Here is a 12,816-nt window from a genome sequence, read left to right on the forward strand (position 1 = left end):
CATTACTAACTTGTCAGGAAAGGAGTGAACAGCATGAAATGGAGCTGGCTGCCTTCAATGTGCACACTGGGAAACCTGGGCTTCGGATCAATTTCCCTGCTATTCACGATTGAAGAACGTTATGATCTTGCTTTATTAATGATACTGCTGGCTGCGATATGCGATGTTATGGACGGACTGCTCGCCCGGATGCTGCATTGCACCAGTGATTTCGGCAAACAACTGGACTCTTTGGCGGATATTATTTCTTTTGGCATCGCTCCCGCCTTCCTAATTCTGTTATACCGGCTGGAGAACGTGCAGTGGGTTGGACCTGTCGCTGCGGTCGCATTCCTGATCTGCGGGGCGCTGCGGCTGGCCAGATTCAATATCTCGGCTCCTTCCAAGGGCTTCGTGGGCATGCCGATTACGGCAGCCGGATTGCTTCTGTCGATGACCACACTTATAGGTGAACGGCTGAAGCCGGAAATGGTCATTTTAATTATGGGACTGTTGTCTATACTGATGATAAGCAGGGTTCCGTTCCCTTCGTTCAAAAAATTCGGTAACAGGAAGTGATTGTTCATGCCATGGGTCATCGAGATGATCTCACAATACGGTTATATAGCTATATTCGCGCTGCTGGCGCTGGGGCTTGTCGGACTTCCCGTTCCCGATGAGCTGCTGACGCTGTTCGTTGGCTATCTATCCTCTACCATGGTGCTGGATTTTTCACTTTCGGTTCTGGTCTGTTTCATAGGTTCGATTACAGGCATGCTGATCAGCTATACCATCGGTCTCAGAGTGGGGCAGCCTGTCGTGGACCGGTACGGGAAATGGGTAGGCCTGACGCCCAAAAGATTCGCCTATGTCAAACGCTGGTTTTTCCGGTTCGGCAACTGGACGATATTCATCGCTTATTTTGTTCCGGGCATCCGGCATGTGACAAGCTACATCTCGGGCATCAGTGCCATGTCCTTCCGAAAATACTTAATGGTCACCCTGGCTGGTGCCTTTATCTGGTCACTCTTGTTTGTCTCGATCGGTTATCTGATCGGTTCGAGGCTAACCTTTGCTTGAGTTAAGTAATAATCTTTTATAATCAAACAGGAACTTACAGCGGCTTAACGTTCTGTTATATACTGCAAGTAGTATTTATTGCTATGAAGCTAGGAATTATAGCGATCCGAGGAGGTATGACTGTAATGCCCGAATTACAAGAGATCGAGATTGAAGAATATGTGCCGGCTAAGCATGCCGCTTCCATTGCCGAGATGTGGAACAGAAGCGCAGAGAGCTGGGGCGGAGACGGAGCGTACCGGACAGAGGAAAGTGTGCTGCGGGAACACGAGAACAGCCCCATGCTCAAGTTGTTCCTGGCGGTAAGCGGCTCAGAGGTCATCGGATATTGCAGCTTCTCTCACTATAAAGAGGATACCGGGGCGCTCTATATCGCTCTGCTCAACGTGAGACCGGATTACCATGGACGCAAGGTGGGCAAGGCGCTGGTAAGGCGTTCGATTGAAGAGACGATTAAGCTGGGCTGGCCGCGGCTGGATCTCTATACGTGGCCCGGTAATGTCAAGGCGGTGCCTACGTATAAGAAAAGCGGGTTCTTCTGGGAGAACCGGGATGACACGACTCATCTGATGAACTTCATTCCCTCGGTGCTTCAGACCGGAGCGGTGAAATCTTATTTCGAGAAGATAGACTGGTATAACGACAGCATCCGTGAGATCAAGGTGGAGCCTGATGGTCATGGGGAAAACGGCTTTGACTATTTTACATATGAATGGCTGAAGGACGGTCTGTCGCTGAAGATGGAATATGAGCGGACCGGCCGCGGCCTGCGCCTCATTGAGACGGAGGATTACCGGATACAGGTAACGATTCCTGCGCAGCATGAGCTGCCGTTTGGAGCGGAATATCCTGTCATTTATGAAGCCGTTAATAAAAGCGGGAAGCCCTTGTCGCTCCAGATTAGCGGTAAAAGCAATGCGCAAATCCGCTTGGAGCTGGAGGCTGCTCAGGATATCGAATCCGAGGCGCGGATCGAAGGCCGCTTCTTCATCCATCCGGTGGAGGAGGAGCAGGATCTCTATCAGACCCATCCTGTGGTGGAGGCAGAATTGCTCATTAACGGCCTGCCTGCCGTATTCAAGCTGGGCATTAAGCCCAAGTTCCCGGTCAAGGTGAAGCTCCAGGTACCGGACAGAACGCTTTTCGCGGGCGAAGAGGTGGAGCTGGATGTGACGGTGGAGAATGAGTACAGCACAGACACCGTGTTCAGCTTCGAGCTGCCGGAGGACGAGATTCTGTCGTTCAGTCAAAAGCAGTACACCGTTGAGGTTCCTGCCAAGAGCCGGAGGACTGTTACCGCAGCGGCCCGGTTGCTTGGGTACGGAATTTGGCACCATTCGGTGAGCATCCGCAGTGTAGAAGAAGGAGCCGATTCAGCTATACTGGAGCAGGAGCTGAGCCTGGTCTTCACCGGAGCAGAGACGGTCTTCGGCGGCCCGACCGACAAGGACTGGATCATCAGCAATGGCCGCTATTCCGCCGTTCTGAACAAAACGAATCATTGGCTTACTTTTTTCCAGAACCGTAAATATCTGATGAACCTGCCTTATCCGAAGCTGGGCCTGCCTTATACGAATGAATTCAACAAATTCTCGGCGCTGGATGCGAAGATCTCCAGGGATCAAGAGGCTATCGTGCTTGAGGCCACTTATGAGGTCGGCATCCGGAAGGGCTTGTTGCTGACGATGGTTGTGAAGCTGTTCAGCAACGGTATAGTCTCCCGTTATTTCAGAATCGACAACCCGCAGGCTACCGTTCAGGAGGAAGAGCTGTTCCTGAGGGACAGCTTCCGCTTCAACCTGCATGGAGGCGTCATCCCTTACCGCGGCAAATATATAGATCTGAGCGCAGGGGTTGAAGCCTCCGGCATGGATTACTGGGAAGCGCAGGAATTCACGGAGAACTGGATGTTCGCTGCGGATGAAGGCTTCTCCAGAGGGATTAGCTGGCCGTCAGAGCTTAAGCTGATTCAGGACTCGTGGATGCATGCTGTGGAGCATTCTCTGGGACGGATTCCCGCCGGCGGGCAGAAGGAAACGCAGCCGCTGCGGATCGCTCTGGGAACCTGGGACCATTGGCAGGATTTCCGTGCTTATGCGCTGCAAAGCGGTAACAGGAATGCTGAGGAACTGACCACTACAGAGCAGCTGGAGCTGAGCCTGAATAATGGGAATCCGTTCATAAGCGGAGAGGCTAAGCTTCTCCTTCAGGAGCAGAAGAAGAGCTACCTGGTGGGTGAGATTCGGATCTCTTCCGAAGCAGGCAGCATGGAGGAAGCGCGGTTAACGGTTCACGAGGAAGAGAAGCTCAGAGAAGCGGCTCTGCCGCTGACAGTACCGGCAGGCGCTGCCCCGGATGTGCTGAACCTGCATCTGGATATGGACAGTTATGTGCAGGATCAATCCTTCCTGGTCTTGCCTGTCGCGGATGAACGTGTCCGGCAGGAGAGACTTGTAGCAGAAGGGGCGCAGGTACTGGCTGTAGACAACGGGATACTGCGGATACAGGCCAGCCCGGACTTTGCACCGGGATTATTCTCGCTTGCCCATCAGGGCGAGGAATGGCTGGAATCTTCTTTTCCGCAGCCGATTGCAAAGTCTTGGTGGAATCCATGGGTAGGCGGAATCGTAACCAGTGTGGGCGACATTGCCTTGCGCAGCTTCATGGAGGAGCCGTTAACGGCTGATTTCGCCGAACTGACCGATAATAAGGGGAACCGCTGGTCGGGTATCCGAATGAGCGTCACCATTCAGAAGAATGATAAATACAAAGGACTCGTACTGCATCAATATTACATGCTGCTGCCGGGCGTTCCGGTGCTTGCCTCTACGGTACATGTGGAGCAGAATACAGGCGGCCCGCTATGCCCATTGAAGCTTGAGACTTCAACCTTCTATACTGCCGCCTCCGGCATACAGGATGGAAGAGGATATCTGAAGAACAGCAAGGGTCAAGAGCTTACCTACAAGGCAGGCCGGGGACAGGCAGAGGATGCCAGCCATAGCGGGATTCTGCAAGTGGGTTCCAAGGAACGCCAGCAGCGTCTGTCATTAGTTACATCATTTAAGCATCCGTCACCTTCCTTGTTAGTCAATTCCGTCGCGTTGACGTCTTATGCGGAAGAGTACCTGCATCTGCAGGATGGCAAAGAGCAGTTCAGCAAGCCGCAATTCTATCTGATCTCGGATCTCCAGGTACCTGAGCAGGCTTATGGCGATCTGCTGTCGATCCGGTTCACGAAGTGAGTCAGAGAAAGGAAGCTTCTATGAAAATCATTGACGCACATGTGCATTATTCCAATATTGCAGCTTTCCACGAAACGGCGCAGACCTTGGCGCATATCGACTATACCGGCAAGGGACTCCAGGAGGAGTTCCGCCGCAGCGGTGTCATTGCCGGGGTCGGCATGGGAGTGACCGAGACGGTTGCCGGAGCTTTTCCCGATTCCGCTGCCCTGAATCCTATGCTGCTTGACCTGAGCGAGACACTGCCGGACAATCTGTTCACCTGCGTAGGTATTAACCCGCTCACCCTTCATCTGGAGGGGCAGCTTGAAGCACTGGAGCAATCGCTGCAGCGCTCCGATGTCGTTGGCATCAAGCTGTACGCCGGGTACTACCACTTCAATGTGGGGGATGAGATCTACGATCCGGTCTATAAGCTGGCAGCTGCTTACGACCTCCCGGTGGTCATTCATGGCGGACTGACTTATGCGGACCAGGGATTGCTGAAGTATTCCCATCCGCTGTCCATGGAGGAGACCTTCCTGAAGCACCGGGAGATTACCTTCATGCTCTGCCACCTGGGCGATCCCTGGGTGATGGACACCGCAGCCCTGCTGGAGAAGAACCCTAATTTGTACGCGGATCTATCCGGCTGGATTGTCGGCGATCAGGCCAAGGTGGACCGGCTGCTGACCGAGCAGACCTATACCGATCATTTCCGCCGGGCGCTGGTGTTCGCCGAGAAATACGACCGGCTGGTCTTCGGTACCGACTGGCCGCTGGTCCCGCTGGACGCTTATATTACCTTCGTGAAGCACCTGGTGCCGGAAGCTTATCATGAGGATGTCTTTTATAATAATTCACTCCGCGTGTTCCCTAAGCTTGCGGAGCGGATCAGAGAACTGAATCTATAATGAGATGGGCTGCAAACTTCCCCCGGAATGGTATTCCGGGGGTTTTTAGTTTCGTTTCCACTTGTTGAGTGGGGGCGGGTTACTACTTCTGATGGACGACCTGTGGTAAGCTGAGAGTAGTACAGCATCAGCTTTAACACTGTAAGAATGAACCTCAGGGGTGTTAAAGTCTGAGCATGAACGAGCTGATATTGGGGTGGGCGGAGGAAGAATCCATTCTGTTCGTAGCGAATCATTAGCGATAAGTGTATTTTGTACAACTAAAAACAGGGAAACGAAAGGCTTTCCTCTTCTAAGTGTATTTTGTACAACTATATTTGCCGGGATGGGCGAAAATCCAGGTAGAGAAGCATTTTATTTGCACGAAATACAACTAAACGGAGATTTGGCGGCGCATCAGACGTTTTAGTTGTATAAATTGCATTTAAGCCTACCCTTTGCATCCTAATTGGGGTGGAGTAAACCCTCAGCAGCGATTAGTTAAAGTAATTTTCATAAGTTGAAATCTCATGAGCTAGTAGTTTGTAGCCCGTTAAGCAATCAATTGTTGCTAGAAGTTGAGAGGGAGGGGTATTATGCCATACATACAGGTCCACGATCTTGAAATGTTCTATGAACAGATGGGCACCGGGGAACCGGTAATCTTCCTGCACAGTCATTATTCCCGCAGCATGCTGGCCTTCAGCAGCCAGATTCTGGACTTCCAGAGCCATTACAGTTGTTACTTCCTTGATCTTAGAGGCCATGGCAGGACCCGCTGCCGGGATCTCGACTGGTCTACTCCACGAATAGCTGAGGATGTCGCTGGATTCATGGATAGGATGAACATTGAACGGGCACATCTTATTGGATACAGTATGGGCGCGGGTGTAGGGCTGTACCTGGCGGTGAATCATCCGGGACGGATTGCTACGCTTACTACGATTGGAACCAGCGGATTCTGTGAACCGGCTGGAGCCGGAGAATACGAGCCTGAACAACTGCTGGCGAATCAGCAGCAAGCCTTCATTAATCAGATGATCGAGAGGCATCAGGAGGCCCATCAGGGGAATTGGCAATACTATCTGCGGCAAACGGTGCAGGACTGGATCAGATACCCGGATCTCACGGAGGAGCAACTGGGCAGTATAACCTGCCCGGCACTGCTAATTTCAGGAGAACATGACCCGTTCGCGGGAGAGGATAGAACGGTGAAGCTCGCTTCCCTGCTTACGGATGCAAGGACGCTGATCGTTCAGGGAGCAGGGCACCGCCCGCATATGTTAAGGGAACAACCCATTCTGGTGAACGATACGATTCTTGAATTCCTTGCACAGAACCCTATCCACTAACACAAGGGGATGTACACATCCAGAAAGGAGTTACAGATGAAGAAAGTCATCGTGATCGGAGCAGGGATTCTCGGAGCCTCGGCAGCTTACCAGTTAGCAGTGATGGGCGCAGAGGTGCTGATTATAGACCGTCAAGACCCTGGGCAAGCTACGGATGCAGCGGCAGGCATTATCTGTCCCTGGCTGTCGCAGCGGCGCAATCAGGCCTGGTACCGGCTGGCGAAGGCGGGGGCGCGGTTCTATCCTGAGCTGATTAGCCAGCTTAAGGAAGGCGGCGAAGCGCATACCGGTTATGCCAGGGTTGGAGCGCTTAGTATACATACGGATGAGAGCAAGCTCGACAGAATAGAAGAACGGGCACGGATGCGGCTGGCAGATGCCCCGGAGATCGGAGTCATCACGCGGCTTAGCGCAGGGCAGACCCGTGAACGCTTCCCGCTGCTGGCGGAAGGATATGCCTCGGTTCATATTAGTGGAGCTGCCCGAGTGGATGGCCGCGCTTTGCGGGACGCTCTGCTTCATTCTGCGCAGCAGCATGGGGCGGTCATGATAAGCGGTGACGCTGCGCTTGCCTTTGAACCGGGCCGGGTCACCGGAGTCAACGCAGGAGGACACTATTATCCGGCGGATGAAGTTATTATCTGTGCAGGCGCATGGGCGAACCCGCTGCTCATGCCGCTGGGCATTGACTTCAAGGTGAGCTACCAGAAGGGGCAGATCATGCATTTGCAGGTATCTGACCAACAAGATACGGAAGTCTGGCCGGTGGTGATCCCGCCAAGCGATCAATATCTGCTCGCTTTTGCCCGGCAGCAGATTGTTATCGGAGCTACTCATGAGAATGACGTAGAAGGATATAATACCAGAGTGACCGCCGGCGGGATGCAGGAGATTCTGACTAAAGGACTGGAAGTAGCGCCTGGACTGGCGGACGGTACTTATAGTGAAGTGAGGGTCGGCTTCCGTCCGTTCACTCCGGGATTTCTGCCGGTCATAGGGGCTGTCCCCGGGTGGAGCGGAGTCCTTGCGGCCAATGGTCTGGGAGCTTCAGGACTTACGATGGGGCCGTATATCGGTTATCAGCTGGCGAAGCTGGCACTCGGCAGAGAGCCTGATCTGGAGCTGGACGATTATAGCCTTCAGAGAGCCATAACGGGCGGATGATTACGAATACATTTCCTTCATTGGAACATTATGATTCAATTCGGCTTGCCGGATGAATTTTTGTTTGACAGAAGTGAAGGTCTGATCCATAATACAATCCATACTAAACATATATGATTTATAGGAAGGGTGGATCACACGTGATTAATTTAAAAGCTTCTATGAGAAAAACAGCAGGGCTGGGCACACTTGCGGTATTGTTCGTATCGCTGCTTGCCGGCTGCTCCGGGTCTGCCAATCCTGCGGATTCCAATAATGGGGCTAAGGCCAGTACGGCTCCAGCGGCAACAGAAAGTGCAAGCACAGCAGAGCCTGCAACTGGAGGCACCTTCGTGTATGGCCGCCCGGCTTCCGTAACGTCATTTGATCTGCATAACCAGATTACATCGAATAACGCATTCGCGATTGATAAAGTGTTTGAGTCACTGGTTGCTTTTGACAGCAAGGGTGAAATTACGGATCAGCTCGCAGCCTCGCATACGATCAGCGAAGACGGCTTAACTTATACGTTCGTACTCCGTGACGGCCTGAAGTTCTCGAACGGTACGCCGGTGACCGCAGAGGATGCGGTATTCTCCCTCCAGCGGCATCTGAAGGTTGGCGGTCCCCTGGCCATCTCGGCCAAGGTAGATACGGTGAAGGCACAGGATGAGAAGACACTCGTAATCACGCTAAAAGAACCCTACACCCCGTTCATCTCGGAGTTATCGAACTTCTCGAACGGGATCATCCCGAATAACTTCGGCGGAGTGAGCGAAGAGGAATTCTTCAAGAAGCCGGTAGGGACCGGGCCATTCGTGATCGAGACATGGGACCCGGCAGGTGATGTGACCTTCACCAAGAATACTAACTACTGGAAGGAAGGTAAGCCTTATATCGACAAGCTCGTCTATAAGCTGATCCAGGACGACAGTCAGGCCATTAACCAGCTTAAAGCCGGGGCAGTGAATGCAGTTGAAGCCCTGTCACTACAGAATGCGGGCGAGATCAAGGACGGTGCAGACACCACAGTAGTAACGAACGGCAGCTGGGTGACAGAACAGCTCTTCTTCAACACACTGGATAAGCACTTCTCCGATGTGCATGTCCGCCGGGCACTGGCACTGGCGCTTGACCGTGACGGACTGACCAAGGCCTTGACCTTTGGCTATGCACAGACTGCGACTTCGCTGCTGCCAACTACGATTCCTTACAATGCCAATGATAAGATCAAGGCACTGAGCTTCGATCCGGCGGCTGCCAAGGCAGAGCTGGCCAAATCGGCCTTCCCTGACGGATTCTCCACCAAGCTGCTGGTTGCTTCCGGCAACAGCACCCGGGCTCAGGAAGCCCAGATTATCCAGGCCGCCGGCCAGGCGATCGGGATCAAGATTGAGATTGAATCGGTGGAGCTGGCTACCTTCCGCGAACGCTTTTTCGCTTATGATTTCGCGGCGATGCTGAACAGCGGTCAGGCGGATTCCCCGGAAGCGAACTCCATCTTGGCGTTCCAGACCGACCCGGAAGGCTTCAGCAAATCGTACTGGACGCATTACACGAATGAGAAGGTAACCAAGCTGCTGTATGAAGGCCAGAAGACAGCTGATGGTGAAGGACGGTCTACGATCTACGCCGAGCTTTTACAGACGCTTGCCGATGAAGTCCCTTACATTCCTCTGTACTATCCGGATATCCTGATCGGCGCGCGGTCTTCTGTAGACGGACTTGTGGTTCTGCCTAACGGCAGCATCCGTCTGGAAGATGTCCGACTAGCTAAATGATGAAATCCAAGCTGACCCTAAGCGGTGCAGCTGGAAACAACGGTTCTTACAAGTGGCTGGCCTTAGCCCTTGTAAGAGCCTTACTTGTTATCCTCTGCGTAATGACGGCGGTCTTTTTCCTGATCCGAATTGTACCCGGCGACCCCGCCAAAATGATTCTCGGTGAATACAGCACACCTGAAGCGCTTAAGAATATGCACCACACACTGGGACTGGATCTCTCCTTATGGGATCAGTTCACCCGGTTCGTGAAGCTGCTGTTCACTCAGGGAGATACCGGAAACTCTATTATTGCCGGCACCTCGACGAGAGAGCTGATTGCAGAGCGTGCTCCGGTCACACTACTGCTGATTGTAATTGCTTCGGTGCTTGCGATAATTGTAGCCCTTCTGCTGGCAACGGTTGCTGCCACCCACAAGGACAAGCTGCTAGACCATCTGATCCGCATTATTCCAGCGGTCACCCTTGGGATGCCGGTCTTCTGGGTTGGGATTCTGTTCATTCTGTTCTTTAGTGTGCGGCTGGGCTGGTTCCCCGTAGGGGGAATCGGCGAGGGATGGTCGGGTACGCTCCATAGTCTGGTGCTTCCGGCGGTCACGATTGCTTTTTCACAGATTCCTACGCTGGTCCGCTCGCTGCGTGCGCAAATGCTGGAGGTGCTGGAATCCGAATTCGTGGTCACTCTCCATGCAGCTGGAATCCCGTCCAGAGTCATCCTGTTCAAGCATGTGCTGCGTAATTCGGCATTGCCGACCCTGATGCTGCTGGGAGTGAATGTGTCCTACCTGATCGGGGGAACGCTCGTTGTGGAGCAGGTCTTCGGGATCAAGGGCATTGGCAGCCTGCTGTTCACCTCCATCTCGAATAGAGATTTTCCGGTGATTCAGGGGATTGCGCTCTATTGTGCACTGGCTGTTGTAATTATCAGTCTGCTAATTGAAATTATCTCCGGGTGGCTTGATCCCAGAACGAAGGGGAAATCATGAATACTACACAGATAGATACAACCCTGCCGGACCTCGGGAAGCCCGCAAGCGGACTCCGAAGAGTACTGAACACCCCGTCACTGCTGATCGGAATCATTATGTTCACTATACTTATACTGCTCGCCATATTCATTCCTTATTTAAGTCCGTACAACCCGACGGAGCAGAATCTGAGCGCCTTCCTGCAGCCGCCTTCCGCAGCCCACTGGCTCGGTACCGACCAGCTTGGCCGTGATTTGTTCACCAGATTGATCTATGCCGCCCGGACGGATCTGACGATCATGGTGCTGGCTGAGATTATTCCGTTCTGCACGGGCGTCATGCTGGGCATGATTTCGGGGTACTATGGCAAATGGACCGATAGAATTATAGCGCTGGTCACGGACACTTTTATTGCCTTCCCGTTCTATCTGATCGTCATTATCGTGGCCTTCGCCAGCGGGGCAGGAGAGCGCGGAATCTATATTACCTTCATTCTCGTAGGCTGGATTGTATTCGCCCGTGTGGTCAGAGGACTCAGCGCATCCTTCCGGAAGCAGGAATGGATCGCCTCGGCGCAGACGCTAGGTCTGCCCGGACACCGTATCCTTCTGCGCCATCTTCTGCCGAATGTATTGCCGCAAGCCGTTGTCGTGCTGATGACGGATATGATTGGACTCCTGGTAGCCATCGTTACGCTGGGTTATCTGGGAATAGGGATTGCCCCGCCTACGCCGGATTGGGGAACGATGATCGCAGACGGACAGCCCTTCATTACCACAGCCTGGTGGCTGTCGGCGGTTCCCGGCTTCGCAGTCGTGTATACGGGAATTGCGTTGTCTCTCCTGGGAGACGGGCTGGCCGATATCTGGAGGAGAAAAGGATGACAATACAACCTGTACTTGAACTCGAAGAATTGACACTCGCGGCCCCGTCCACAGAAATTCTGGTCAACAGCATCAGCTTCTCCCTTGAACGCGGCGAAAGCCTGGGACTAGTCGGCGAATCCGGCTCCGGCAAATCGCTGACGCTGCGGGCGATTCTCGGCCTGCTTCCGCGTGGTGTGGAGCAGACCGGGGGAGTGGTCCGCAGCAAGGTAAGCAGTGCCATGGTGTTCCAGGACCCCAGAGGAGCACTGGACCCGCTCTGTCCGGTAGTGAAGCAACTGACTGAGGTTGTCTATTACAGACAGAGAACCAGTCTGAAGGCTGCGCGGCGCATCGCCCTGGAGCTGCTTGAGCGGCTGGGTCTTCCAGCATCGCTGAAGACAAAAGACCGCTACCCGGGGCAGCTCTCCGGCGGCCAGTGCCAGCGTGTCGTCATTGCTCTGGCGCTGGCCTGCAAGCCGGGTATTCTGCTCTGCGATGAGCCGACTACGGCGCTGGATGTGACGGTTCAGCGCCAGATTATAGATACGATTACGAGTCTGCAGCAGGAGCTGGGCTTCGCTATGGTCTTTGTGACCCACAACCTGGCGATTGCCGCCAATCTCTGCTCCAGACTGGTTGTAATGAAGCAGGGCCGGATCATTGAGCAAGGCGAGACGCATAGCCTGCTGCGGCATCCGGCTGAGGCATATACACAGATGTTAATGGATTCGGTGCTTCCTCTGCCGGAGCTGGAAGGAGGCGGGGTCTCGTGGAAGTAGCACTACAGGTGCAGGATATAACCGTCCGTTATGGCGGTTTCACCGCACTAGATCAGATCCGGCTGGAGCTTGCGCGGCATACCACACTGGGGCTTGTCGGTGAGTCCGGCTCCGGGAAGTCTACGCTGGCCCGGGTCATTGCCGGACTGATCACTCCGGATGAAGGACAGCTTCTGCTGGGTGCGGAGCCGTTAGGCAAGAAGCGGAGCAAGGCGCAGCATAAGCAGATTCAGATGATCTTTCAGAACCCGGATTCTTCGCTGAATCCCCGGCATACCGTCCGGCAGATTCTGGCGGAAGCCTTGCTGTTCCACCGGATTGTAGAGCGTTCGCAGGTTGAGCGCAGAAGTAAGGAGCTGCTTAGCCGGGTGCAGCTGGATGCCAAATCTCTGGACAGATATCCGCATGAATTCTCCGGCGGCCAGCGCCAGCGGATTGCCATTGCCCGCGCGCTTAGCGTGGAGCCTAGTCTGCTGATCGCCGATGAGCCTACCAGCGCACTGGATGTCTCAGTGCAGCGCAGCGTGCTGGAGCTATTCCATACGCTGCAAGCCGAGCTTAATCTGACGATGCTGTTCATCTCCCATGATCTGGGAGTCATTCATGCCGTCAGCGATACCGTCGCTGTGATGCGCCAGGGGCAGCTGGTCGAGGTGAATTCGAAGGATGAATTCTTCGTCCGGCCCCAGCATGAATACAGCCGGGAGCTATTGTCTGCGGTGCCCAAGATGCCGCAATATTGAACATTCAT

The 12,816-nt window shown here is 53.8% G+C and carries 11 protein-coding genes; all 11 read left to right on the top strand.

The annotated features are described in order from the left end of the window. Positions 1-33 precede the first annotated feature (33 nt). The 11 genes from pssA to J2Z70_RS06410 all read left to right on the top strand — a co-directional run bounded on the left by pssA (position 34) and on the right by J2Z70_RS06410 (position 12,808). Positions 34-558, top strand: coding sequence for a CDP-diacylglycerol--serine O-phosphatidyltransferase (gene pssA / locus J2Z70_RS06360; RefSeq protein ID WP_076075653.1), 525 nt, complete (start codon positions 34-36; stop codon positions 556-558). Positions 559-564: 6 nt separating this feature from the next. Further along, a complete protein-coding gene (locus tag J2Z70_RS06365; RefSeq protein ID WP_036728489.1) occupies positions 565-1,059 on the top strand; it encodes a DedA family protein in 495 nt (164 codons plus the stop codon). Positions 1,060-1,184: 125 nt separating this feature from the next. Continuing rightward, complete coding sequence (locus J2Z70_RS06370) at positions 1,185-4,304, top strand: GNAT family N-acetyltransferase (RefSeq protein WP_209870583.1); 3,120 nt, start codon at positions 1,185-1,187, stop codon at positions 4,302-4,304. A 20-nt stretch (positions 4,305-4,324) separates the two neighbouring features. Beyond that, on the top strand, positions 4,325-5,197 hold the full coding sequence (locus tag J2Z70_RS06375) for an amidohydrolase family protein (RefSeq protein ID WP_209870586.1): 873 nt from the start codon (positions 4,325-4,327) through the stop codon (positions 5,195-5,197). A gap of 575 nt (positions 5,198-5,772) precedes the next feature. Then, on the top strand, positions 5,773-6,528 hold the full coding sequence (locus J2Z70_RS06380; protein ID WP_209870589.1) for an alpha/beta fold hydrolase: 756 nt from the start codon (positions 5,773-5,775) through the stop codon (positions 6,526-6,528). A 36-nt stretch (positions 6,529-6,564) separates the two neighbouring features. Beyond that, a complete protein-coding gene (locus tag J2Z70_RS06385) occupies positions 6,565-7,692 on the top strand; it encodes an NAD(P)/FAD-dependent oxidoreductase (RefSeq protein ID WP_209870592.1) in 1,128 nt (375 codons plus the stop codon). A gap of 161 nt (positions 7,693-7,853) precedes the next feature. Next, complete coding sequence (locus J2Z70_RS06390) at positions 7,854-9,452, top strand: ABC transporter substrate-binding protein (RefSeq protein WP_245368023.1); 1,599 nt, start codon at positions 7,854-7,856, stop codon at positions 9,450-9,452. Then, positions 9,449-10,438, top strand: coding sequence for an ABC transporter permease (locus J2Z70_RS06395; RefSeq protein ID WP_245368024.1), 990 nt, complete (start codon positions 9,449-9,451; stop codon positions 10,436-10,438). Before J2Z70_RS06390 ends, J2Z70_RS06395 begins: the two co-directional genes overlap by 4 nt. Next, complete coding sequence (locus J2Z70_RS06400; protein WP_209870597.1) at positions 10,435-11,304, top strand: ABC transporter permease; 870 nt, start codon at positions 10,435-10,437, stop codon at positions 11,302-11,304. The genes J2Z70_RS06395 and J2Z70_RS06400 overlap by 4 nt, the downstream gene beginning before the upstream one ends. After that, on the top strand, positions 11,301-12,065 hold the full coding sequence (locus J2Z70_RS06405; RefSeq protein WP_209870600.1) for an ABC transporter ATP-binding protein: 765 nt from the start codon (positions 11,301-11,303) through the stop codon (positions 12,063-12,065). Before J2Z70_RS06400 ends, J2Z70_RS06405 begins: the two co-directional genes overlap by 4 nt. After that, positions 12,056-12,808 (top strand): ABC transporter ATP-binding protein, encoded by a 753-nt coding sequence (locus J2Z70_RS06410; protein WP_209870602.1) that lies wholly within the window; start codon positions 12,056-12,058, stop codon positions 12,806-12,808. Before J2Z70_RS06405 ends, J2Z70_RS06410 begins: the two co-directional genes overlap by 10 nt. Positions 12,809-12,816 lie beyond the last annotated feature (8 nt).

Origin of the sequence: Paenibacillus silagei (assembly GCF_017874735.1) — a bacterium.
GTDB lineage: Bacteria > Bacillota > Bacilli > Paenibacillales > Paenibacillaceae > Paenibacillus_AQ > Paenibacillus_AQ silagei.